Consider the following 23,704-nt stretch of genomic DNA (forward strand, 5'->3'; position numbering starts at 1 on the left):
GGAGGAGACATATGGGAACAACCACTTGGCCAGATTTGTTTGTGCAAATACTGGATAAACTACCAATTACATTGTTAATAACCCTACTTTCTCTTTTGTTTGCGATGATATTAGGGCTCGTATTAGCAGTTATTAGAATCAAAAAAGTACCAGTACTATCCCAAATCGTAAAATTGTATGTATCCTTTGTTAGAAGTACGCCACTTATATTACAACTATTTTTAGTATATTTTGCGTTACCGATCATATTGCAGTGGGCTTATATTGATATTAATCATTTTAGTAGACTTTTCTTTGTAATTTTGACATTTACATTGCATACGGGTTCATACTTATCAGAAGTGATGAGAGCTGGATACAACTCTGTTGATAAAGGACAAATTGAAGCAGGGAAAACAGTCGGTCTTAATGATCGTACAATTTTATTAAGAATTATTATTCCACAAGGATTTAGAAATAGTTTACCAAACATCGGTAATCAAGTTATAGAACTGATTAAAGACACATCATTAGCGTTTACAATCGGTTTAATCGATATGATGGGACAAGTAAATTTAATTATCGGTAATAACTACGGACTAGGTATGTTTCCCGTATATGTCGCGATTTGTATAATTTACTGGGTCATCTGTATCATAGTCGAGTTTATCGTGATGCTTTTAGAAAAGAAATACAATATTCCATATCAAACTGAACAAATGAGGTGAGCAATTTGACGATAGATTTTCCTTTTATGTACGAACATGTTGGAGATATTTTAAAAGGTGTGCCGACAACGTTATTAATAGCAGTTGTCAGTATGGTAATTGGCTTGGTGATTGGTACCGTGTTTGCATTAATAAGACAAGCTAAGTATCCAGTTATTAATCAACTCATTGTCATATTTGTTTCATTCTTCAGATCAACACCACTCATCGTTCAGTTGTTTGCTTCTTATTATGGGACGCCTGTTGTAGTAGAGTGGTTAAACAAAATGTGGCATTTGAATATCAATCCTGATGGTATAAATCCTTTAGCAATTGTATTATTTGTATTTACATTACATTCAGCTGCGTATTTAACAGAAGTGATGCGTGGTGGTTTACGAAGTGTTGATAATAAACAAATAGAAGCGGCACTCACAGTTGGACTTAGAAAGCGACATATACTCATGAGAATTGTGATACCTCAAGCTTTAGGTTATGCAATTCCGAACTTAGGTAATCAATTTATTGCTTTAATTAAAGGGACAGCAATCGCGTTTGTTGTGCAAGTAACAGAAATACTTGCAATCAGCCAAATTATTGCTAACGATGGTTATCGTTTTGTTGAAGTATATATTATAGCAAGTTCAATATATTGGATCATGGCTATCATTTTCGAATGGATTTTTGGCAAGATGGAAAACAGAGTTGAAAAATATTTATATCAAACATAAAGTGCAAGGTCATAGATTATCATTTCCTAGGAAATTTAATCTATGACCTTATTTTTTTATAACTTTACATCGTATAAGTGTATACTAATAGATAAATAAATATCGGGGGTGCATCATGATTGAAATCCGACCAGTAGAAATGAACGACGCAAGTGAATTATTAGATATAGATGTACGTAATAGAGCACTATTTGAATCATATTCAGCAGCAGACAGAAAAGATTCAGACTACCAACTCTATAATTACAGAAAAATTATAGACAAACATTTACAAGATATGACAGAAGATAAAGGCTATCACTATGTCATTGTACATAAAGAAGATAATAAAGTAATCGGAACGATAGATTTATTTGCAGTCGTCAGACACAATATTCAGAGCTGTATGATGGGGTATGCATTAGACGCAGCATACAACGGAAAAGGTATTACAACATTGGCAGCAAAAGAAGTCATTCGTATCGCATTTAATGAATTAGGATTCCATAGAGTTGAAGCAGGCGTACAACCAACAAATATAGGTTCAGTTAGAGTATTAGAAAAAGCAGGCATGATACGTGAAGGACTAAACAGATCTAACGTAAGAATCAATGGCGAATGGAAAGACCATTACCTATATGCCATCGTAAATGAAAACTATTAAAGATAGGTGAGTAATATGGTGGTAGTAGGGTTGGGCGTTTATATATGTTTGTTATTATTGGCTAATTACTTAATAAAAAATGAAAAATTCCATATTATTCATACGATGTTTACAATAATCTTTATCTGTTTTAGCCAAATTCCTTTAATTTATTTTGCAAAACTTGAAGGGGACTTAAATGTCATTGTATTGGTATTTGGATTGATATTTACAATACTGATGAGTGTATCGATGTTCCTACAAGTGATTTGTGATTTATTAGCTTATACGAATTTGTTTAGAACAGAAACCAAAGATAAAATGTTCAAAATTGTATCTGACCCATTAGAGGTAGCTGGTAATGTATTGAAATCAGTTTGGTTATTACTATTTGGGATACATTTAATTCAAAATAATGATTATGGAATTGGGTTATTCGTTCTAATATGGGGATTATTGATTGTCTATTATATTCGTATCCTTATATATTATGTAACAAGATATAAGAAAGGTATTAGTCCAAATGTGATTTTTATAAATATTGAAACACTATTGATATTTTTAATACTATATATAGGAACTTTTGTTATATGAGGTGACTTTCTGGACCGATAAAAAAATTTACCGGTCCAGAAACGAGAAATATGGACCGATAAAAAAATTTACCGGTCCAGAAACGAGAAATATGGACAGATAAAATAAATTACCGGTCTAGAAACGAGAAATATGGACCGATAAAATAAGTTGCCGGTCCAGAAATGGGAAATGTGGACAGATAAAATAAATTACCGACCCGAAAACGAGATTTGCAGGCCGATAAAATAAATTATCGGCCTGGTAATTTCTTATTATCGCTTTAAATGAAACAAGCGGAACCATAATCAATGATGGTTCCGCTTGTTCTGCTCTATTGTCTTACCTACCTTGAATCAGGCTGGTCTATTTTTCTGTGGTGATCTATATATAATCCTAGTGGTGTTAATATGAACGAAAGTATGATATATGCCCAATTCGATGTATATATTTTAGGTCCTAATTGTAAATAGACGCCTGGTAAATAAAAGGCTAGTATCGTCACAACTAATGTCCCGAATATCAATATATTAGTAATCATGGTTGTCCAATTGGATTCGCTATATATTCGTATTTGAACGACTTTAAATATCATCCATATAAATATAAAAATCATCGTAAATCCTGTTACAAAGGTGATGAGGAAAGTATAGAGATAAGTGAATTCAACTTGTGTGAAGAATCCTGTGAATCCTCTTATGAATGAGAAGACACCTAACAAAATAAGGATGTGTAATCCGATAAATTTAAATATATTCTGGAATGTTCTATTTGGCATATTTCTAATCATCGTGTCGGCATGTTTTTTTGGATCGTGTTCAAAAAATTCCATGGCATGCATGCCGTCTTTTTCGGCACTTAATAAATGATTAAGTATGTTGAGCAACATTTTCTCTGAGTCATATTCATTGATGCTCAAATTTGCACGTACGTATGTTATATAATTTTCGTAAACTTCTCTATCGTGACTATTGAGTCTTAATCGTTTTACGTTGTTTTCTATTATAAGGTCGCGTGTTGATTTTTTCATCAGCGTTTTCCTTTCTGTTATCAATAATTTTATTCTAACAAGTATTTTCTAATAAAACATTACAAATTTGAGGTTTATACTTTTTACAGATGATAAATTTTTCGATATTATTAAATGTAACAGGTGGTGTAGTCTTGGAGATCATGACATTATTTATTATCTTTTTAGTAGGGATTTTTGCAGGAACGATTAATATCGTTTCGGCTGGTGGCTCATTAATTGTCTTGCCATTACTTATATTTTTTGGATTACCAACTACTGTTGCGAATGCATCGAACAGGGTTGCGATTTTAGTTCAAAATTTATTAGGCTTATATGTGTTTTACATAAAAGGCATGAAAAATGTTAAGTTGAGTTTGATGTTAAGTGTGCCTGCTATAATAGGCTCTTTTATTGGCGTTCATTACGCTATAAATCTCCCGGATGCTGTCTTTAACCGCATGTTAGGTATTATTATGCTTCTCGTTTTAATCGTTATGATTATTCCTACCAGATGGAAAGATACACAAAAACAATCTGAAAAATTATCTACCTTTAGAATTTTCCTTCTTATTATTGTTTTTCTAGCACTTGGTATTTATGGTGGCATTGTTCAAGCTGCTGTAGGATTTTTATTTATTATCGCTTTAAATTTAATCATGCCAAGACTGACTTATGCAGAAGTTCAATGTATGAAGACGTTAGTTATAACGATTTACTTATCATTATCTACTTTTGTTTTTATTTTTCAAGGTTATGTTAATTGGCCATTTGCCATAAGTTTAGCACTTGGTTCAGGTCTAGGTGGCTTCATTGGTGGTCGTTTAACGGTTTCTTTACCTGAAAAGAAACTGAAAATTGTGATGTTTATTATCATATTTATTTTAGCAATTAAGTTACTAATCGAGAATAATTAGGTAGGTTAAAAATGGTTGTCATAAAAAATATAGAAGATGACGCAATGATTTATAACATTAGTGAAATGGCTGCTTCATCATTTAAAGATGAAAATCAAAGCTTGAAACTTGCTACATCATTGGAATATGAAGCGATAAAGCGTTCTCTTGAATATGAGAAGAGTGTTTTGAAAGGTGCTTTAATTCAAGATGAATGTATCGGTTTTATATGGGCGAAATATAATGTTCATGATCGAGAGGTTAAGATATACAACCTTCTCGTTGATAAAAGTCAAAGAAATAAAGGTATAGCAACCGCTTTGAAACGAGAAATAGAAAAGTGGGCGAAACATATGGGTGCGTATACCATCGTTTCAACAGTCCATGCTCACAATAAAACAATGATTCATTTAAATGAATCAATGGACTACGAAGTTGAAAAAGTTATTATGCGTAAAAAGCTATTTTAAACAGAAGAGAGGAATTTTATGGCCATATTTGAAGGTTTCTTATGGTTCATCATGGGTATCATCCTAAGTTCAATCATACATCATTATATTTCTAAAATACCTTTAAGTTTTGTTCAAATTATAATTGGTTTTGTTATATTCTTATCTCCAATTCCAGTTGAATTAAACTTTGAGTCAGAAGTATTTATGGTAGGTATTATCGCACCGTTGCTATTTTTAGAAGGTATTTCTGTATCGCGTGTGCATTTAGCGAGGTATTTGAAACCCGTTATGTCAATGGCATTAGTGCTTGTATTCTCAACGGTTATTGGTCTTGGCTTCTTATTACATATTATCTGGCCAGAATTACCATTAGCTGCATGCTTTGCAATTGGTGCAATTGTTTCACCTACAGATGCGGTAGCCGTTCAAGCTATTGCGAAAGGTAAATTATTACCTAAAGGATCTATGACCATATTAGAAGGTGAATCTTTACTAAATGATGCTGCAGGTATCTTATCATTTAAGATTGCATTAGCCGCATTAGTAGGTGGTTCATTCTCATTAACTGGTGCAGTTGGACAGTTCTTTATAACTGCAATCGGTGGCGCAATAGTAGGTCTTATCATTGGTTATGGTGTTGTACAGTTACGTGTTTATTTAACACGAAATGGAATTAACAACGGTAATATGCTTACGTTCATCCAGGTTATTACACCATTTTTAGTTTATATTATTGCTGAAACATTCCATTCATCAGGTATTATTGCTGCAGTTGTTGCTGGTTTAATTCACGGTGTTGAAAAAGACAGAATTGCTCAAGCAACGACGAAAGAGCAAGTAACATATAATCATACTTGGGATTTACTGAGTTATTTATTAAACGGTTTTGTATTTATTTTATTAGGTTTCTTAATACCTGAAGTCATGATTAATATATTAGAAGAACCACAACATGAAATTATGCATGTTATAGGTATTACATTATTTGTAGCTGCATTAGTGTATCTATTTAGATATATTTGGGTGCTTATTTCATATCCATACTTCTATTTACCAGAAAGTCGATTTTCAAAAATGTTAAATACCGGTAAAGATATTGCGCCAGAATCAGAAATAGATAAACCAAATCGCTTTAAATATGCGTTTATTATGACGGTTTGTGGTGTTCACGGTACCATTTCATTAGCAATCGCATTGATGTTGCCATTTAAATTATCAGAACACACTGATTTTATTTATCGTGATCATCTATTGTTTATCGCAACAGGTGTTATTTTAATCAGTCTTGTATTCGCACAATTAATATTACCGCTCGTTACACCAAAAGCTAAACCGAAAGATCAAAGTTTACTAACATTTAACGAAGCGAAAATTTTATTAATTGAAAGTGCATTAGAAAATCTACAAGAATTTTACAGTAAAGAAATAAGCTATATTTACGGTAAAATCACACGCAGTTATCATATGCAATTATCATTCTTAAGAGAAAATGAAGAAAAAGATGAAGATATTAAAGAGTTAGAACGTATGCAACGCATTGCGATTGATACAGAATTCAATACGTTGGATAAACTCATTAAAGAAAATAAAATATCTCAAAGTACATTTGATAACTACAGACAAATTACAGAACGTTCATCAACATTTAAAAATGCTTCTTTATATACAAAAGCGAAGTTAATGTTGAAATTGTTTATTAGACGTAGAAAAATCAAAACATTTATCAGTGCTACAAGTTCACTTTCAATTGAAAGTAACATTAAAGAGATGAGATTTATAAGTAAAGAAGTGCATTTCAATGTTGTTAAAAGATTAACTGAAGAAATGAATGACAATAACGAATTTGAAATTAGCATCGTATGTGATTCTTACTTGAACAAAGTTGAAAGATTAACGCCTGATTACTTCAAAGGCAATCACACTGCTGTATATACAGAAATGGAAATTTACGCATTAAGAATTCAAAGAGAAATGATTAATCAGTTAACAGAAGAAGGTAAAGTAAGTCGTTCAATGGCAATCAAACTAAGAGAATCTGTTAATTATGATGAAATGATTGTTCTCGGTAACAGCATATAGTTTGTTTTCAATAGATAGCTTACATGTTGTGTGGTAAACTGTTTAAGACTATATATAGGAGGCGACACCTATGAAGAAGGCACTTTTACTTATGGTGAGCTCATCAATTATTCTAGCAGCGTGTGGCAATGATGATGAACAGAAAAATCTAGAACAAGAAATTAAATCTTTAGAGAAATCGACTAAAGATTATCAAAAAGATAAAAAGTCTTTAGAAAAAGAAAATGAAAAGTTAAAAGAAAGTATTAAAGATAAAGAAGAACAATTAAAAAAACTTGAAGATGAAGTGAAAAGCAACCAATCAGATACAGAAGAATCTAAAAGTAGTAAAGAAGATTCTTCAGACAAAAAAGAAACTTCAAGTGTTGAAAGTAAAGAGGACTCAGCAAAAAAGCCATTTCCTAATACAATTCGAACGTCAACAAATGGAGATGTTGAACTCATTCATGATCTTAAAGATAAACATTTTCAATTTGAAGACAGTGGCATGAAAGTCAATATTGATCATTTGCAAATTTTCCAAGTGCATAACATGCCTGAAGGACAGGTCTTACTTTTTAATGGTGCGAAAAATGGTTATGTCGTGATGTATGAAGTATTAACTGAAAATACTTCTAATCATAAGTTATACTATGATAATACGGCGTCTATTCAAGATGGCAGTCATAAACAACGATCTGATTATGCATCATTTATACCAGACTCTCACAATGAAAAGTACATGAAAAAGTCTAAAGAAAATACAGATGAATATCAGCCAGGTGAAAAGACAAAAAGTTTAAAATCTATTCCAATTTCTCAAAAAGCCTATGAAGCGCTTAAAAATAACCGTGCTACTTTCAATATACACGGTGGCGTAAGTAAAACTGCTACATTTGATGATGCAACTGATAAAGTAAAATCATTTAAATTAGATTTATAGGTCGAGTTTAGATTGAATTGTATTAGGGAATAAACAACAAAGGATTATTTGAAAAGAGGGATGTCATCGTGCACGAAAAAGAATTTGTTCTGATTGAAGGCGGAAAAATGACATTATTAGAATTAGGTCATGAAATCGAAACAATCACAGGTCGAACATTACAATCAACAACAGGTGAGGTTAGAAGTTGGCCATCAGAAGCAGTAATTTTTAATCGCAAATCTAATATTAATCAAGTCACATATCGTTTTAACGAAGTTAATGATTTGATTGATGCAACGATTGAAGTTCCTAGAGGCTTTAAAAATTATGATACTGATCCTGTAACAATTAAACTGCTAACATATATTAGAAAAGCATAGTACACATAACGGAGCGGGATGATGAAATCTTTTAAGTATAAAAGATTTCTCACTCGCTCCATATTTTATACATAAGGAGAAATATAATGAGGCCTAAACTGTCGATATTGAGTTTAATTACATTGATTGTCTTTGTTATTGCGGGTTGTTCAAATGACGTAACTGAGAAAGAAGGCAAAGATGGAAAAATTGTATTATCACCTAAAAGTGATGACATTAAAGGGAAAGTCTTATTTGATAGTGCACATGGTCAAACAGCAGGCAGTGCAGATTGGGTCATTAATGGTGGCTTTTCTGATTTTGCTGATGCATTAACGAAAGAAAACTATGAAGTAACAGATTTAGGATATAACCAATTATTAGATTATGACAAGATGAAAGATTATGAAGTCGTTGTTATTCCAGAGGCTAATAATCCACTTAAAGCGAGTGAACAAGATGCTATAGAGCAATATGTGAAGTCTGGTGGAAGTATATTAATGATTAGTGATCATTATAATGCCGATAGAAACTTTAATCGATATGATTCTTCAGAAGTGATGAACGGTTATAGAAGAGGTGCTTTTGATAATCCTACAAAAGGTATGAACGCTGAAGAAAGCTCCTCAGATAAGATGAAAGATATTCAAAGTAGAGATTTCTTAAACGAAGTGTTTGGCTTAAGATTTAGATACAATGCATTAGGTAACATTAAAGTAGATGATTTAGCAGATGAAAAAGATAGCTTTGGAATTACTAAAGGTGTTAAAGCAGTATCGATGCATGCCGGTTCAACAATCGCCATTACAGATCCTGATAAAGCAAAAGGTGTCGCTTTTGTTCCTAAATTATCAAAAGATGATGCATGGAATCATGCTGTAGACCAAGGCATATACAATGGTGGTGGCCGCAATGAAGGTCCATATATTGCTGTGAGTAAAGTTTCTAAAGGTAAAGGCGCATTTATAGGCGATTCTTCAATGGTAGAAGACAAGTCACCAAAGTATAAACGTGAAGACAACGGAGAAACTAAAAAGACTTATGATGGATTTAAAGAAGAAGATAACCAAAAAATGATTATGCAAATTGTAGATTGGTTAAATAAAAAAGATGACCAACAAGATTTATCAACCATGAATGTTCACCTTGATGATAAGACTAATTTATTGAATTTTGAACAACCTGAGAATAGTAGAGAAAATGAAAAAGAACCTTGGGGAACACCTAAACAAGGCTATAAATGGTATGATTCCTCAACTTATGCATCCGGAAGTTATGGTGCAAACTCAGAAAGTAAAAATAATAAAGCTGAACAATCAGCGACGTCTAGTTCAAAGCAACAAAATAATGATCAAACATCTAACAGTGACCAAGGTACATTTGAAATGCCATCATCTGTACAGAAACAAGAGAAATTTCAAATAACAGTCCATGTCGATGAATCAAAATTAGTAAATCATAAATTCCAGTTATCTATCAAAAATAAAGACGGACAAGAAGTAGGTATGTTTGACGGACAAGCACCAGGAGTTTCAAGTTCAGTATCACCAAAAATTAAAAACGGTGTAACAGATTGGTATTTTAAATCCAAAATAGCAAACGAAGCAGACAACGAAGTAGAAGTTGAAGTCTTATCAGGCGGCAATGTGATAGCTAAAACCACATTAAATGTACAATAACGGGTGTCGTTAGGGACAGAATTCTGAGAAATGTCCGTAAGAGAGAGCCCACCTAACTACCACAATTCGGAATAATGGAAGTTACAGCATTCTAACTACCAAAATTCAGAATAATGGAAGTTAGCGCATTCTAATTACCACAATTCGGAATTTTGACAGTTAGCAGCATCTCAATAAATTTCATATAACGACATTAAAGCGTCTGGGCATATGATTATGCTCCAGACGCTATTTATATATAGTTATTTGTAACTTTTTATTTGAATTTTTATTAATAATGTAAAATGCATTTTAGTTGATGTAAGCGTTTCCGTAGATTAAAATTAAACTGTAATCAATTTAAGGGAGGCGTTTTAATATGGCTTTTGAATATCCAACTGCAGCAAATGCAAAATACAAAGTTAAAGACAAGTATCAGAACTTTATCGGTGGTAAATGGGTGGATCCTAAAAATGGTGAATTCTTTGATAATGGATCGCCAGTAACTGGTGAAATATATGCAAAAATTCCTCGTTCTACAAAAGAAGATATAGATGAAGCAGTTAAAGCAGCACATAAAGCACAAGTTGAGTGGGCGAAAAAGTCGCCAGCTGAACATTCGCAATTACTCTTAGATATAGCAGATCGTATTGAAGAAAATTTAGAAGAATTAGCAGTTATTGAAACATTTGATAATGGTAAACCTATTAGAGAATGTCTAGCAGCTGATTTACCATTAGTTGTAGATCATTTTAGATACTTTGCTGGAGTTGTCAGAGCAGAAGAAGGGGCAATCTCTCAAATTGACGACAATACAGTAGCGTATCACTTTAAGGAACCTATTGGAGTAGTTGGTCAAATTATTCCATGGAATTTCCCATTATTAATGGCTACTTGGAAGTTAGCGCCAGCAATCGTTACAGGTAATGCTGTTGTACTTAAACCAGCAGAACAAACACCTGTTTCAATTTTACATTTTATTGAACTGATTCAAGACTTATTACCAGAAGGCTTGATTAATGTTGTAAATGGTTTTGGTGCGGAAGCAGGACAAGCTTTAGCGACACATGAAAATATTAATAAAGTTGCATTTACGGGTGAAACTACTACTGGTCGTATCATCATGCAAAATGCGAGTCAAAACCTAATTCCAGTAACACTTGAATTAGGTGGTAAATCACCAAATATCTTCTTCAAAGATATTATGGATGAAGATGATGACTTCTTAGATAAAGCTGTTGAAGGATTAGTGATGTTCGCACTTAACCAAGGTGAAGTATGTACATGTCCATCAAGAGCATTGGTACATGAAGATATTTATGATAAATTTATCGAAAAATGTATCGAGCGTGTAAAACAAATTAAGACAGGTAATCCTCTAGATCCAGAAACAATGCTGGGTGCACAAACGTCACAAGAACAAGCTGAAAAAATTAAAAGTTATTTAGATATTGGTAAACAAGAAGGTGCAGAAGTATTAGTTGGTGGTAATGTAAGAGAAGAAGCTGGAGAATTAGAAAATGGTTTCTATATTGAACCAACAATATTTAAAGGCACACAAAATATGAGAATATTCCAAGAAGAAATTTTTGGACCAGTATTATCATTAGCGACATTTAAAGATGATGAAGAAGCTTTAGAAATGGCGAATGACACTTTGTATGGTTTAGGTGCAGGTATTTGGACTAGAAACCAAAATAAAGCTTATCGCTTTGGTAGAGGTATCCAAGCAGGTCGTGTATGGGTGAATAACTACCATACTTATCCAGCTCACGCTGCTTTCGGTGGTTACAAAATGAGTGGTATTGGCCGTGAGAACCATAAGATGATGTTAGAACATTATCAACAAACTAAAAACTTACTCGTGAGTTATGACGAGAAGCCTGCAGGACTGTTCTAAATGACTGAACAAGTCACTGCTACTGAAAAAGCCAAATCACTCATTAGAGAATTAAAAAAAACACATGGTGAAAATCTTATTTTTCATCAATCAGGTGGATGTTGTGATGGTAGCTCTCCAATGTTATTTGTTGAAGGAACATTAATTATTGGAGATGTAGATGTGAAATTAGGTGAAATTGAAGGTGTCCCGTTCTATATGAATAATAAGCAATATGAATATTGGAAACATACGAATTTAGAAGTCGATGTTGTTGATGGAAGAGGCGGTATGTTTAGTATAGAAGGCCCAACTGGGAAGAGATTTCACATTAGGAGTTCAGTAAGATCATAATTTTTTGAAGGATGTGCTAAAATATTAGTACATCCTTTTTTGAATATGATAAAGGTTGGGTGAATAAAATGAAACATTACATTGAAACAAAACGTTTAATACTTAGAAATTGGAAAGACGAGGATGTTGCATTATTTCAAAGTATGAATGCAAGTCCTGAAGTAAGAAGATACTTTCCAGATATATTGAGCTATCGTGCGACTGAAAATATGATTGACCAAATGAAATCAGTCATCGATCAACAGGAAATTGGTTTATTTGCTGTGGAATTAAAAGAAACAAAAAGCTTTATTGGTATGGTAGGTTTGAATTATATTCCAGAAGGTAGCGAATTAAGTTTCCCAGAATTACCTTTTTATGAAATAGGTTGGCGAATGGATAAGGATGTATGGGGTAATGGGTTAGCGACAGAAGCGGCAGAAGCGGTATTAACATACGCTAAATCAAAAGGTATCGATGAAGTGTATAGTTTTACGTCGGAAATTAATAAACCTTCCAGAAGAGTTATGGAAAAATTAGAAATGAACCATATTAGGAATTTCTTGCATCCAAAAGTCATACATGATGATGATTTAGCAGCACATGTTTTATATCATAAAGTATTGTAAGGAGTAGATGATATGATTGTTATTAGTGCATGTTTAGTTGGAGAAAAAGTAAGATATGATGGTAACCATAAGTTAGATTTATTCTATAAGAATTTAATAGATGAGAAGAAAGCAATTAGTATTTGTCCTGAAATATTAGGTGGCTTACAAGTTCCAAGAGAACCAGCAGAAATCATCGGAGGAGATGGTTATGATGTGTGGAATGATCAAGCAAAGGTCATGACTGTTAAAGGTCGTGATGTCACAATACAATTTAAAGAAGGCGCTAAACGTGCACTCTCTATTATTAAAGATTTAAATGCTAATACAGTTATTCTGAAAAGTGATAGTCCATCATGTGGTAGTACTGTTATATACGATGGTACATTTACGGGAAATAAAAAAGAAGGTGTCGGTGTCACGACAGCCCTCTTTACATTAAATGATATTAACGTTTATGATGAAAAAAATTTTTTAACTATTTTTGATAATCACGAAGTTTAACGGGTTGTGCCATTTTCATAGCACTAAATAAATCATCGACATTTTCTTTAATAATCGCTAAATTTTTATAATCTGAACTGATAAATTCAGTCGATATTAAATGATCAATCATTGAACTTAATGGATTGAAAAACTGTTTAGTATTTAATGCGGCAATTGGTTTGTGATGTAGTCCTATTTGAGACCAAGTATAAATTTCAAAGAATTCCTCTAAAGAACCAGCACCACCAGGTAACATAATGAATGCATCAGCCATATCAGACATCATTTGTTTTCTTTCATGCATTGTTTCGACAACATGATATTCTGTTAAATTTTCATGAGCGATTTCACGTTCTCCTAAAAATCTCGGCATTACGCCAATAGCAATACCATCATGGTCAATGACACCATTGGCTACTGCTCCCATCATGCCAGTTGATCCGGCACCATATACTAACTCATATTTATTTTCGGCTAAATATTTACCTAACGCATAAGCTTGTTCTGTATAAATTGGGTCATTTCCTTTACTTGCGCCACAAAAAACAGCAATTTTCTTCATATATATTACTCCTCTCGCATATGTAGTATAATAACTTTAAAAGATACTTCTATTTATTTAAGAAGGGGGTATAACTGTGAATATATTTTTAATGGTCGTGCTTATTGTACTTATTTCATCAGTAGCCGGGCTCATAAAAAACCATCAAAGTAAAACGGTTAGAATAGAAAAAATTAAATCCCAACGTGTTAAAGATGAATTAGAGCTTGAAAAATTAAAGCATGAGAACTACTTATTAGAAACAGATAAGATGCGTTTAGAATTAGAACAAATGAAAGAAACAGATAAAGTTAATTTAGAAAAAGCTAAAAAACAAATGATAGAATAATAACATTCTGGACGATTATCATTGTCCAGAATGTTTTTTTATTAATTTTGATAGGAATTCTGAAAAAACTTTATGGTCTTCTTGTGTGAGTTTTTTAGGTCCTTTCGTTCTTCCACCTTGTTGACGTACTTGAGCAGAAATATGTCTTTGCGTTAACAGTTGTTCAATATTTTGAGTAGTATACTCGTACCCTTTATGGTGGATAACATGAAGGGCTTTATTTAATAAAAGACTCGCTAGTCCATAATCTTGCGTCACAACTATATCATCTGGTTGCGTCAATTTGACAATTCTAAAGTCTGCACTATCTGCACCATGATCAACATATATTGTTGAAACATAATCGGGATATTCCGTTAGTGAAAAATGGTTAACACTTCTAATAATAAGAACAGAGATGCTTGTATGTTGAGTTAAGCGAATGATATCATCCGTAACTGGACAAGCATCTCCATCTATAATAATTCTGTTAATCATTTATTGCGACGAAATCTTTTCTTAGATTTTTGGTGTTCAGTCGTATGTTCATCATATGGAAATTGGCTGATATGTTGAGACATAGACGATTTATGTTGATTAAATAGAAGATGACTAGATTTTTCCTCTTTCTCATTTCTAACTCTTTCATTGACTAATTCTTGAATATTTGGTTTTGCTTGTTTAGAGCTTACGTCGTTGATTGATTTTGCATTACTGCTTTGTGTAGTTGCTGTGTTCATTTGATGTCCCTCATATTTCTTTATTTCTTTAATACGTTCTTCTTTGTTTTGTTGCTCTAATTTTTGTTCTTCTTGTTCACGCGCTTCGATATTACTTTGTAACTTTTTATCTAACTTCGTCACATCTTTTTCGTTTTCTTTTTGAAGTTTTTCACCTTTTTTAGCTTGTTGTTCTTCAACTTTTTGGTAATGAGTCAATTCTTTAATACGCGCTTTTTTATTTTCTTTTTGTACTTTTTCTTCTTCTTTATTACGAGCATCGATATTTTTTTGAAGTTTTTTATCTAAATGATCAATTTCTTTTTGTTGTTGTTTTGCTTCTTTTTGTTCTTCTTTAAAAGGTTGTTTCATTTGTTTGTTATATTCATATAAACGTTTCTTTTGAACAACATATGATTTTACAGGTTGTGTTTTTTCTGCAACTTTATCTTTCGTTTCGATTGTTTTATCCTTTACTTTATGTGAAAAATCAACAGTCGTTTCAGTTACATGTTTAACATCTGGATGTTCTTTTATTTTTTTGCGTTCTCTAATTAATGGAACTAATACAAGTGGTAATGTGTTAACAATTAATTTAACTTTATCATTCATGAGTCATTCCTCCGTAGTCATTTCTTATAATATATCTTATTTCAATACCCTATATCATAATCTTCAAACGATTCATACGATGCGTTAGCCGATATTCTGACCAATTCCAAAACCGAAATAGGCAATGGCAATTATAATAACTAAAATAATACGATAAATCGCAAAAGGTATTAATTTCACTCTATTAATGAGTTTTAAGAATAATTTAATAGAAATAAGTCCAAATATAAATGATGCGATAAACCCTACAATATAGAAAGGTATTTGATCCAACGTTATAAATTGTAGATTTCCAAGTAATGCTTTTGCACTTGCTGCAAACATAATGGGTACTGCCATAATAAACGTAAAGTCAGAAGCAGCTTTATGATCTAACTTTAAGAAGACCCCTGTCGAAATGGTTGAACCTGAACGACTAAATCCTGGCCATAATGCAATTGCTTGAGATAGACCAATTACAAATGCTTTTGGATAGTTCATATCATCTACTTTGTGTGGATTTGTGACGCGTTTAGAATACATATCCGCACCAATCATATATATAGCACCAAGTAATAAACCTATTAATACAGTTGGAACACTAAATAAATGTTCTTCAATAAAGTCATCAAATAATAGTCCAAGAATACCAGCTGGTACAAGCCCGACAATAATATGTGACAATTTTAATTTTCTTTTTTTCTGTTCGTTTTGTTTAATATGTAACATTTCAAAATATCGATTTCTAAATATCCATGCTGCTGCAAGGATCGAACCTAATTGGATCACAACTTTAAATGTGAATGCTGATTCGCTTCCAAGAAAGGCTTTAGACTTTAACCACATATCATCTACTAAAATTTGATGTCCTGTAGATGAAACAGGTGCGAATTCTGTTAAACCTTCAACAATACCTAATATAATGGCTTTTATTAATTCTAATATAAACATAGCTTTGCTCCTCTATTTTTATGAAAGTCTGTGGTTATCTAGAGACAATCACCGTATCATCATTGTACCAAATATTACAATGTAATATGCTAATATTTAATAATACATTTTAGTTTATTTTTTTCATAAAGGCGTTATAATGGAACAAGGTGGTGAGATTGTGAAAGATTTAACAAAGTATAGTATGCATTATAAAACGTTGCAAATATTTATGTTTCTTGCTTCGTTTTTATTAAGTTTAACAGTCGTATTTCAAAATATATATTTAGGAAAAATTATTAACCAAATGCTCGTCGTAAAATCAAATGGTCAACAACTTTATTTATGGCTAGCAATCTTGCTCATTGTATTGCTTTTAAGAGCATGCTTTAACTACCTTAATCAATTATCAGGACAAAAACTTTCTTATAAAGTTAAAAGAGATGTTAGACATCAATTGATAAATAATGAAACAGATAGAACTAAAATAACAATGATTACTGAAGTGGTTGAGGGTATACATCCTTTTTATGAATCTTATTTGCCTCAAGTCTTCAAATCAACCATTATCCCAGTAACGATTATCATTACATTACTCTTTATTCATTGGCCAGCTGCTTTAATTATGATGATTACAGCGCCATTTATTCCACTGTTCTATATTGTCTTTGGACTAAGAACTCGTGATAAAGCGAAAGACCAAATGCAATCTTTAGATCAATTTGCAGCAGAATTTATAGATTTAACAAAAGGTCTGGTATCGTTAAAACTATTCAATCGAACACATCAAACGACTGAAAAAATCTATAAATCAAGTACGTCATTTAGAGATTTAACAATGGAAATTTTGAAAAGTGCCTTCTTATCAGGCTTAATGTTGGAATTTATCTCAATGCTTGGAATAGGTATTGTGGCACTTGAAGTAGGCTTGAGATTAATCGTATTTCACGATGTATCTTTTGTAGTTGCCATCATTACTTTATTATTAGCACCAGAATTTTATAATGCGATTAAAGACCTAGGACAAGCTTTCCATACGGGTAAACAAAGTGAAGGTTATATTGAATTGATTGAAGAAATGAGTAATGAAGAATCTATACAAGCTTCAAACATTCATATTGACTCAAATATGAATGATGAAGATATCATTCAATTTGATCATGTATCATTCACATACCCAGAACGTAAAGATTTTTCATTTGATCAAATCAATTTAAGTATAAAAGAAAATCATCATACAGCAATTATTGGACCGAGTGGTGCTGGTAAATCGACATTAATTAAACTTATGTTAAATGAATTGAATCCCAATGAAGGTAAGATTATTTATAAAAAAACATTAAAAATGGGGTATTTATCCCAAAGACCTTATATTTTCAGCGCATCTTTGTATGAAAATGTCACGATGTTCCAAAATTATGATGAAAATCGTGTTAACGAAGTGTTAACTGAAGTTGGCTTATTTGAAAAAGTAAAACAATTATCTAAAGGTATGCATACGATGATAGGTGATGGTTATGAAATGCTGTCTGGTGGAGAAATGAGAAGAATAGAACTAGCCAGATTACTATTACTTGATCCTGATGTGGTTATTTTTGATGAACCAACAACTGGATTAGACATTGAAACAGAACAACTTATCGTGCAAACTGTTAACCAATTTGCGCATCAAAAGACTATTCTCACAATCGCACATCGAAAAGAAGTGTTGAGATATGCCACTGATTATATAGAAATTCATAATGGAACCGTTCAATCATATGACGCATCTCAAAAAGGTGGTGCTACGTCATGAAAAAATTAAAAATTAAATTTGATAAAGACTTCTATCTTTCTATTGTAATAGGCGTATTTGGCATGTTAACTGCACTTGGAATGTTTGCTTTAAGTGGATATATGATATCTAAAAGTGCGCTTGGAACACCTTTATATGCATTAATGATTTTAATTGTATCTATTAAGTTATTTGGTTTTGTTCGTGCAATAACTAGATATTTCGAAAGATTATATTCGCATCGTTCTACATTTACAATGTTGAGGGATATACGTGTTAACCTGTTTAATCAACTCATTCCAATAGTTCCAAACGTATTTAGAAGATACCGTTCGAGTGATTTATTAACGCAAATGGTAAACCACGTTGAACGATTACAAAATATTTTACTAAGAGTTTATTATCCACCAATTGTTATTATCATAACGACATTTATAACAATACTCGTGATGATTAATTTCAATATATATGCCGGTGCGATTATAGGACTTTCAATGTTGATGTCAGTCATCATCATCCCTTATTTATCAGCTAAAAGAGCTGAAAGTTTGGCTGAAGCTGTTCAACAAAGTGAAGAAGCATATGTTGCTGAATACTTTGATTTTGAAAAAGGACGTTCAGAATTAAAAAGATTCCAACAATATCGTGCATTTAAAGAGAAAGTGTTAAATAAACAATATCAATATGAAGATAAAAAATATAAAGAACAGAAATTTTTAAGTTCTTATGACTTTATGCTGAATTTATCGTCGATGGTAAGTATTTGGTGTATGACTATTTTATGTATTTGGCAAATACAAGATGGTGTATTAAACGCTGTATTCTTTGCGAGTATATTAATGATAACAATTACGCTATTTGAACAAGCTATCCCGATGACTAATGTTGCATTTTACAAAGCGGATACAGAGCGAAGCCTTAAAAATATAGAAGAGGTCATCAATCAATCATTTGAGATGCCTCAAGAACGTTCAGTTCAAAATCATGCATTGTATAAAGCAGAGAATGTAATGTTTAAATATGATTTTCAAGAAAGAGAAACGTTATCTCAAATTAACTTTGAAATAAATGAAGGAGATCATGTAGCAATTATAGGTCCTTCAGGTTCAGGTAAGACAACGATGCTCAATATATTAATGGGATTATACAGTGTGAATGATGGTACTTTATCCTATAAAAAAGAACAGTTGTCTCATGTGATTCAAGAAGATTATGTGAATGAAATCAATACAATGTTGCAACATAATCATTATTTCGAAGGCACAGTAAGAGAGAACTTATTAATTGAAGTAGAAGATGAGCTTATGACAAACGTTCTTGCTGCCGTAAATTTAAATCATTTAAACTTAGATCAGCAGCTAACTAAAAATGCTGATAACATTTCAGGTGGGGAACGTCAACGTTTATCATTAGCAAGATTATTGTTAAGAAAAGCTCAAATATGGTTGCTTGATGAACCAACAGCTTCATTAGATGAAAAAAATGAAGAAAATGTTATGAATCTCTTATTAAATAAAGATGATACAATTGTGATTGTGACGCATAACTTGAAATATTTACAAAACTTCAATCATATAATCGTCATGAATGAAGGACATATTATAGAGCAAGGTAATTATACACAACTCATTAAAGAACAAGGTTATTTATATAAAGTCATTCAATATAATGAGCAATTAGAATAAATACTAGATAAAAAATAAGCATATCACTTTAAACTGAGCATTCAGTTACGTGATATGCTTATTTATTTTGAGCAAGATGATAGATGCTTGCTGTATTATTTTTCTTGATTGATTTTATCTACATTATTGATCAATTTTTGTAATAAGTTGTTTAATTGATTAGTTTCTTCATCATTTAACTCTGATACATCTTGAATTAAATGTGAAGCTTGGTGTAAATGTGGTTTCATTTGTTCACTTTTTTCTGTTAGATGAACAAACACTTCTCTTTGATCTAATTCAGAACGTACACGTTTGATTAAATCTAAATTTTCCATTCTTTTTAATAAAGGGGATACAGTACCTGTATCTAGGGCTAAGTCTGTTACAAGCTTTTTGACATTGACCGGTGCGGTTTCCCATAAAATCGTTAATACTAAATATTGTGGATATGTAATATTGTACGTCTTGAAAATTTTGTTTGAATAATAACGGTTAACTTGTCGTTGCGCATTATACAAATTAAAACACAATTGGTTTTGGATATCTAATTTATCCGGCATAATCTTTCCCCCAAACTACAAATGCAATGGTTCATTATTTTTTTTGAAATCTCCTAATTCATTATATAATGAATATTTTTATTTTGTAAATATTTTAGTGATGTGTAATTTATGAATATTTAAAGTATAAGTTATAGGATGAACTTTAAGTCTTTGTAGTTTCTGAACTTATATCATATAATTACAGAAAGGTGGTTTGAATATGAGTCAAAGTATGAAGAATAAAAATAAAATGGCAGTAACAATTTTGACAGGTTTTTTAGGTAGTGGTAAAACAACATTACTTCAAAGACTCATCATGAAGGCAAAGGAATCTGGTCAAAAGGTCGCAATCATTATGAATGAATTTGGTTCTTTTGATGTTGATAGCAATCTGTTAGGTGATGATGTCTCTACTCAAAGTTTATTAAATGGTTGTATATGCTGCTCATTGAAAGATGATATTGAAGTTGTATTACATAATTTATATCATAAAGACCAGCCTGATCTTGTATTAATTGAAGCTACTGGTATTGCGCATCCTGTAGAAGTAGTGGATGCATGTCAAAACCCTACATTAATAGATAAAGTTGAAATGCCAACAATTATTGGTGTAATGGACGGGAAAAGATATCTAGAAAGATCGAGATATACCGTTCAGACGAAACAATTAATGGAAGAACAAATGTTATATTCTCATTTGATTATTATTAATAAGTCTGATGAATTATCTGCTGAAGAAAAAGCATCATTAGAAACGTCATTACAAACAATCAAACATCAACCAGTGATACACTTTACGCAGTTTTCAAATATTGATGGTGTTGAAATACCTGTAAATGAAGTTTTGTCACTTCAAGCTAAACATAGTCATCATCATGGTGTTCAATCCATAAATTATACATTTAGTGGTCCGATAGAAATGGAACTATTAATGAATTTCTTAAGACAATTACCTGATTCGATTCTTAGAATTAAAGGATTTCTGAAATTTAGAGAAGAGCCAGAGCAAACTTATTTATTTCAATATGCATTTGGGGTACCTCAATATGAACCAGAAATAATGAATATGCCTTTAACAATTGTCATAATAGGTGAATCTATAGATAAAGCAAGTATTCGCAACAAGTTAGATATGTTGAATTTTTCTTAGGAGATGATGGGATGGAAAGAATTCGTATAAATAAACATGTTAGTTATTCTAGAATTGTACATGGTTTTTGGAGATTGAATGAATGGGGTTATAACAATCAACAATTAAATGATTTTATACATGAAATTGTTGATAGAGGCATTACTACAATGGATCATGCTGATATATATGGTAATTATACATGTGAATCATTATTTGGTGATGCATTAGCATTAACACCTAATTTAAGAGAGAAAATTGAAATCGTCACAAAATGCGGTATTATTTTACCGAATGATCAAATCGCTAAAAATACTGGTCATCGATATGATCAAAGTTATGATCATATTATTGAATCAGTTGATAAATCGCTTTTAAATCTTAAGACAGATTACATCGATACACTACTGATTCATCGTCCATCTCCATTAATGGATTCAGATGAAATGACGCGTGCAGTGATGCATTTAGTTGAACAAGGAAAAATAAAAGCGTTCGGTGTTTCAAACTTTAAATGCAATCAATATGAATTATTAAATGAAAGTTTGAAGAAAGAAATGTCGCATATCTCAGTAAATCAAGTTGAAGTATCACCATATCAACTTGAAAATATTGAAGATTGTACATTAAATAGAATGTTGCAACATGATGTTAAAGTAATGGCATGGAGTCCATTAGCTGGCGGTAAATTATTTGATCAAACTGATGAAAAAGCAAGACGCATTATGGCAGTTATACAACCATTAGCAGAAAAATATAACGTATCAGTAAGCACGGTCATTTACAGTTGGTTACTCAGATTACCTTCAAAAGTGATGCCAATTGTAGGCTCAAGTAAGATAGAAAGAGTCGACGAAGCTGTAAATGCTACAAAATTACAATTAACAGATCAAGAGTGGTTCGATATTTATGTCGCATCACGTGGTGAAGATATATTATAGTATGATAATGATATAAAGATGAGGCTGGAACCTATATACAGGTTCCAGCCTCGTTTTTTATATTAATATTTATTTTTCTAATCTATTTAATGTAATTTCTGCTAAAGACTTTGCTGCTACTTGCAAGCAATCTTCATTCACATCAAATTTAGGGTGGTGATTCATATATGGTTCTGTTACGCCTTCTGGTTTACTGCCTACAATGTAGAATGAACCAGGAATTTTTTGTAGATAGTAGGCGAAGTCTTCTGATCCTGTAACTTGAGGTATTTCAACTAACTGTTGGAAATAGTCGCCTTTACTATTTGATAATATTTCTGCTACTTTATCAGTTTGTTCTGGATGGTTGTAAAGTACAGGATAACCAAATTGATAATCTAAGTCATATTCAATATCGAATCCAACTGCAACACTATCTGCAATTTTTTTGATTTCTTGATACATTGTTTCTTCTAATTCAGGGTTTAAATATCTAGCAGTACCTTTGATTGTAACGCTATCTTGAATAACGTTGTATCCACCTGGTGCTTCGAATGCGCCAATCGTAACGACACCCATATCTAATGGATCTATACGTCTTGATACAATCGTTTGAATAGCATTTACAAAGTTTGTCCCAGCAACTAATGCATCATGTGTTTTGTGTGGACTTGCTGCATGTCCGCCTAAACCATTAATCGTCAATTTGAATGTTGAACTTCCTGAGAATGATGGTCCTTTATTGTAACCAATAAATTCAGGTCCAGCTACTGGAACGATATGGATACCATAAACTTCATCTAAATCATCAAGTGCACCAGATTCTACAAGTGCTTTAGCACCACCAGGAGGTTTCTCCTCAGCATGCTGATGAATGATTTTAACTGTGCCAGGTAATTCTTCTTTAATTTCAATAAGTGCATCTGCAAGTCCCATTAAATAAGCAGTGTGAGCATCATGGCCACAAGCATGCATAACACCTTCATTTTGTGATTTGAAAGGAACATCTGTTTCTTCAGTTATAGGTAAAGCATCAAAGTCAGCTCTTAAACCAATCGTTCTACCTTCTTGACCACCTTTAATTTCTACAATAATAGCATGTTCTTTTTCTAAAGGTTGTGTTACTTTAACATCTTTGCCTTCGTAAAATGATTTAATATATTCAGCAGTTTGCGCTTCTTCAAATGAGAGTTCTGGGTGTTGGTGCAAATGCCTTCTAATATCAATCATGTCACTTTCTTTCTTTTCAATTAGGTTAAAAAGCTTTTCTTTTAAATTATTCATGATT

General features: G+C 32.0%; 26 protein-coding genes. 19 read left to right on the top strand and 7 right to left on the bottom strand.

From position 1 onward, the window contains the following. Window positions 1-11 precede the first annotated feature (11 nt). The 4 genes from LQ694_RS11530 (at window position 12) to LQ694_RS11545 (ending at window position 2,633) form a co-directional block, all read left to right on the top strand. Entirely contained in the window at window positions 12-707 is a 696-nt protein-coding gene (locus LQ694_RS11530; protein ID WP_049319678.1) for an amino acid ABC transporter permease, read from the top strand. 5 nt (window positions 708-712) lie between these two features. Continuing rightward, a complete protein-coding gene (locus LQ694_RS11535; RefSeq protein WP_239772065.1) occupies window positions 713-1,417 on the top strand; it encodes an amino acid ABC transporter permease in 705 nt (234 codons plus the stop codon). A gap of 115 nt (window positions 1,418-1,532) precedes the next feature. Beyond that, entirely contained in the window at window positions 1,533-2,060 is a 528-nt protein-coding gene (locus tag LQ694_RS11540; protein ID WP_096791092.1) for a GNAT family N-acetyltransferase, read from the top strand. 30 nt (window positions 2,061-2,090) lie between these two features. Then, entirely contained in the window at window positions 2,091-2,633 is a 543-nt protein-coding gene (locus LQ694_RS11545) for a hypothetical protein (protein WP_142303167.1), read from the top strand. 325 nt (window positions 2,634-2,958) lie between these two features. Here LQ694_RS11545 and LQ694_RS11550 read toward each other — a convergent pair whose 3' ends face one another. After that, the gene (locus LQ694_RS11550) at window positions 2,959-3,642 is read right to left on the bottom strand and encodes a DUF1129 family protein (RefSeq protein ID WP_025904720.1); all 684 of its coding nucleotides are present in this window, start codon (window positions 3,640-3,642) and stop codon (window positions 2,959-2,961) included. Window positions 3,643-3,785: 143 nt separating this feature from the next. Here LQ694_RS11550 and LQ694_RS11555 point away from each other — a divergent pair, with 143 nt between their 5' ends. The 10 genes from LQ694_RS11555 to LQ694_RS11600 all read left to right on the top strand — a co-directional run bounded on the left by LQ694_RS11555 (window position 3,786) and on the right by LQ694_RS11600 (window position 13,293). Continuing rightward, the gene (locus LQ694_RS11555) at window positions 3,786-4,538 is read left to right on the top strand and encodes a sulfite exporter TauE/SafE family protein (protein WP_065380982.1); all 753 of its coding nucleotides are present in this window, start codon (window positions 3,786-3,788) and stop codon (window positions 4,536-4,538) included. 11 nt (window positions 4,539-4,549) lie between these two features. Next, window positions 4,550-4,987 (top strand): GNAT family N-acetyltransferase, encoded by a 438-nt coding sequence (locus LQ694_RS11560; protein ID WP_049319682.1) that lies wholly within the window; start codon window positions 4,550-4,552, stop codon window positions 4,985-4,987. 18 nt (window positions 4,988-5,005) lie between these two features. Then, window positions 5,006-7,048 carry a cation:proton antiporter gene (locus LQ694_RS11565; protein WP_218696902.1) on the top strand — a complete coding sequence of 681 codons (2,043 nt, stop codon included), beginning with the start codon at window positions 5,006-5,008 and terminating at the stop codon, window positions 7,046-7,048. A gap of 70 nt (window positions 7,049-7,118) precedes the next feature. After that, a complete protein-coding gene (locus tag LQ694_RS11570; RefSeq protein ID WP_049319684.1) occupies window positions 7,119-7,970 on the top strand; it encodes an SA0632 family lipoprotein in 852 nt (283 codons plus the stop codon). Between the two features lie 68 nt (window positions 7,971-8,038). Beyond that, window positions 8,039-8,332 (top strand): hypothetical protein, encoded by a 294-nt coding sequence (locus LQ694_RS11575; RefSeq protein ID WP_049319685.1) that lies wholly within the window; start codon window positions 8,039-8,041, stop codon window positions 8,330-8,332. An 86-nt stretch (window positions 8,333-8,418) separates the two neighbouring features. After that, window positions 8,419-9,990, top strand: a complete 1,572-nt coding sequence (locus tag LQ694_RS11580; RefSeq protein WP_218696901.1) for a GldG family protein — start codon at window positions 8,419-8,421, stop codon at window positions 9,988-9,990. A gap of 358 nt (window positions 9,991-10,348) precedes the next feature. After that, entirely contained in the window at window positions 10,349-11,869 is a 1,521-nt protein-coding gene (exaC, locus tag LQ694_RS11585) for an acetaldehyde dehydrogenase ExaC (protein WP_065380971.1), read from the top strand. After that, window positions 11,870-12,202: a DUF779 domain-containing protein gene (locus LQ694_RS11590; RefSeq protein ID WP_025904728.1), complete on the top strand. Its 333-nt coding sequence runs from the start codon at window positions 11,870-11,872 to the stop codon at window positions 12,200-12,202. Window positions 12,203-12,270: 68 nt separating this feature from the next. Beyond that, on the top strand, window positions 12,271-12,810 hold the full coding sequence (locus tag LQ694_RS11595) for a GNAT family N-acetyltransferase (protein ID WP_049319689.1): 540 nt from the start codon (window positions 12,271-12,273) through the stop codon (window positions 12,808-12,810). A 12-nt stretch (window positions 12,811-12,822) separates the two neighbouring features. Then, the gene (locus LQ694_RS11600) at window positions 12,823-13,293 is read left to right on the top strand and encodes a 2-thiouracil desulfurase family protein (protein ID WP_058611527.1); all 471 of its coding nucleotides are present in this window, start codon (window positions 12,823-12,825) and stop codon (window positions 13,291-13,293) included. Here LQ694_RS11600 and LQ694_RS11605 read toward each other — a convergent pair. Next, a complete protein-coding gene (locus tag LQ694_RS11605) occupies window positions 13,268-13,837 on the bottom strand; it encodes an LOG family protein (protein ID WP_058611526.1) in 570 nt (189 codons plus the stop codon). The genes LQ694_RS11600 and LQ694_RS11605 overlap by 26 nt on opposite strands. A 76-nt stretch (window positions 13,838-13,913) precedes the next feature. On the opposite strand from LQ694_RS11605, the gene LQ694_RS11610 reads away from it, so the two are divergent. Further along, complete coding sequence (locus LQ694_RS11610; protein ID WP_078099953.1) at window positions 13,914-14,165, top strand: hypothetical protein; 252 nt, start codon at window positions 13,914-13,916, stop codon at window positions 14,163-14,165. A gap of 18 nt (window positions 14,166-14,183) precedes the next feature. Here LQ694_RS11610 and LQ694_RS11615 read toward each other — a convergent pair whose 3' ends face one another. The 3 genes from LQ694_RS11615 to LQ694_RS11625 all read right to left on the bottom strand — a co-directional run bounded on the left by LQ694_RS11615 (window position 14,184) and on the right by LQ694_RS11625 (window position 16,405). Next, window positions 14,184-14,639, bottom strand: coding sequence for a YaiI/YqxD family protein (locus tag LQ694_RS11615; RefSeq protein WP_058611575.1), 456 nt, complete (start codon window positions 14,637-14,639; stop codon window positions 14,184-14,186). Next, entirely contained in the window at window positions 14,639-15,475 is an 837-nt protein-coding gene (locus LQ694_RS11620; protein WP_231401433.1) for a hypothetical protein, read from the bottom strand. The genes LQ694_RS11615 and LQ694_RS11620 overlap by 1 nt, the downstream gene beginning before the upstream one ends. Before the next feature lie 84 nt (window positions 15,476-15,559). After that, window positions 15,560-16,405, bottom strand: coding sequence for an undecaprenyl-diphosphate phosphatase (locus LQ694_RS11625; RefSeq protein ID WP_058591649.1), 846 nt, complete (start codon window positions 16,403-16,405; stop codon window positions 15,560-15,562). A 139-nt stretch (window positions 16,406-16,544) separates the two neighbouring features. Here LQ694_RS11625 and LQ694_RS11630 point away from each other — a divergent pair, with 139 nt between their 5' ends. Next, the gene (locus tag LQ694_RS11630) at window positions 16,545-18,179 is read left to right on the top strand and encodes an ABC transporter ATP-binding protein/permease (protein ID WP_231401434.1); all 1,635 of its coding nucleotides are present in this window, start codon (window positions 16,545-16,547) and stop codon (window positions 18,177-18,179) included. Further along, complete coding sequence (gene cydC / locus LQ694_RS11635; protein WP_065380973.1) at window positions 18,176-19,843, top strand: thiol reductant ABC exporter subunit CydC; 1,668 nt, start codon at window positions 18,176-18,178, stop codon at window positions 19,841-19,843. Before LQ694_RS11630 ends, cydC begins: the two co-directional genes overlap by 4 nt. A gap of 95 nt (window positions 19,844-19,938) precedes the next feature. On the opposite strand, the gene LQ694_RS11640 is transcribed toward cydC, so the two are convergent. Next, window positions 19,939-20,385, bottom strand: coding sequence for a MarR family winged helix-turn-helix transcriptional regulator (locus LQ694_RS11640; protein ID WP_025904738.1), 447 nt, complete (start codon window positions 20,383-20,385; stop codon window positions 19,939-19,941). A 202-nt stretch (window positions 20,386-20,587) separates the two neighbouring features. Between LQ694_RS11640 and LQ694_RS11645 the strand changes: the two genes are divergently transcribed. Together LQ694_RS11645 and LQ694_RS11650 are read left to right on the top strand one after the other, a co-directional pair. After that, complete coding sequence (locus LQ694_RS11645) at window positions 20,588-21,517, top strand: CobW family GTP-binding protein (protein ID WP_058611524.1); 930 nt, start codon at window positions 20,588-20,590, stop codon at window positions 21,515-21,517. Between the two features lie 11 nt (window positions 21,518-21,528). Then, window positions 21,529-22,437, top strand: coding sequence for an aldo/keto reductase (locus LQ694_RS11650; protein ID WP_218696896.1), 909 nt, complete (start codon window positions 21,529-21,531; stop codon window positions 22,435-22,437). A gap of 69 nt (window positions 22,438-22,506) precedes the next feature. Here the strand turns inward: LQ694_RS11650 and LQ694_RS11655 are convergent, their stop codons facing one another. Then, window positions 22,507-23,700, bottom strand: a complete 1,194-nt coding sequence (locus tag LQ694_RS11655) for a M20 metallopeptidase family protein (protein WP_048539969.1) — start codon at window positions 23,698-23,700, stop codon at window positions 22,507-22,509. Window positions 23,701-23,704 lie beyond the last annotated feature (4 nt).

This window comes from Mammaliicoccus sp. P-M58, assembly GCF_022386165.1.
Taxonomy (GTDB): Bacteria; Bacillota; Bacilli; order Staphylococcales; family Staphylococcaceae; genus Mammaliicoccus; species Mammaliicoccus sciuri.

Bases quoted from the DNA above. Each gene is read 5' to 3' on its own strand.
- LQ694_RS11530 (WP_049319678.1), top strand. From the start codon at position 12: ATGGGAACAACCACTTGGCCAGATTTGTTTGTGCAAATACTGGATAAA.
- LQ694_RS11540 (WP_096791092.1), top strand. From the start codon at position 1,533: ATGATTGAAATCCGACCAGTAGAAATGAACGACGCAAGTGAATTATTA.
- LQ694_RS11550 (WP_025904720.1), bottom strand. From the start codon at position 3,642: ATGAAAAAATCAACACGCGACCTTATAATAGAAAACAACGTAAAACGA.
- LQ694_RS11555 (WP_065380982.1), top strand. From the start codon at position 3,786: ATGACATTATTTATTATCTTTTTAGTAGGGATTTTTGCAGGAACGATT.
- LQ694_RS11560 (WP_049319682.1), top strand. From the start codon at position 4,550: ATGGTTGTCATAAAAAATATAGAAGATGACGCAATGATTTATAACATT.
- LQ694_RS11565 (WP_218696902.1), top strand. From the start codon at position 5,006: ATGGCCATATTTGAAGGTTTCTTATGGTTCATCATGGGTATCATCCTA.
- LQ694_RS11570 (WP_049319684.1), top strand. From the start codon at position 7,119: ATGAAGAAGGCACTTTTACTTATGGTGAGCTCATCAATTATTCTAGCA.
- LQ694_RS11580 (WP_218696901.1), top strand. From the start codon at position 8,419: ATGAGGCCTAAACTGTCGATATTGAGTTTAATTACATTGATTGTCTTT.
- exaC (WP_065380971.1), top strand. From the start codon at position 10,349: ATGGCTTTTGAATATCCAACTGCAGCAAATGCAAAATACAAAGTTAAA.
- LQ694_RS11590 (WP_025904728.1), top strand. From the start codon at position 11,870: ATGACTGAACAAGTCACTGCTACTGAAAAAGCCAAATCACTCATTAGA.
- LQ694_RS11595 (WP_049319689.1), top strand. From the start codon at position 12,271: ATGAAACATTACATTGAAACAAAACGTTTAATACTTAGAAATTGGAAA.
- LQ694_RS11600 (WP_058611527.1), top strand. From the start codon at position 12,823: ATGATTGTTATTAGTGCATGTTTAGTTGGAGAAAAAGTAAGATATGAT.
- LQ694_RS11605 (WP_058611526.1), bottom strand. From the start codon at position 13,837: ATGAAGAAAATTGCTGTTTTTTGTGGCGCAAGTAAAGGAAATGACCCA.
- LQ694_RS11620 (WP_231401433.1), bottom strand. From the start codon at position 15,475: ATGAATGATAAAGTTAAATTAATTGTTAACACATTACCACTTGTATTA.
- LQ694_RS11625 (WP_058591649.1), bottom strand. From the start codon at position 16,405: ATGTTTATATTAGAATTAATAAAAGCCATTATATTAGGTATTGTTGAA.
- LQ694_RS11630 (WP_231401434.1), top strand. From the start codon at position 16,545: ATGGAACAAGGTGGTGAGATTGTGAAAGATTTAACAAAGTATAGTATG.
- cydC (WP_065380973.1), top strand. From the start codon at position 18,176: ATGAAAAAATTAAAAATTAAATTTGATAAAGACTTCTATCTTTCTATT.
- LQ694_RS11640 (WP_025904738.1), bottom strand. From the start codon at position 20,385: ATGCCGGATAAATTAGATATCCAAAACCAATTGTGTTTTAATTTGTAT.
- LQ694_RS11645 (WP_058611524.1), top strand. From the start codon at position 20,588: ATGAGTCAAAGTATGAAGAATAAAAATAAAATGGCAGTAACAATTTTG.
- LQ694_RS11650 (WP_218696896.1), top strand. From the start codon at position 21,529: ATGGAAAGAATTCGTATAAATAAACATGTTAGTTATTCTAGAATTGTA.
- LQ694_RS11655 (WP_048539969.1), bottom strand. From the start codon at position 23,700: ATGAATAATTTAAAAGAAAAGCTTTTTAACCTAATTGAAAAGAAAGAA.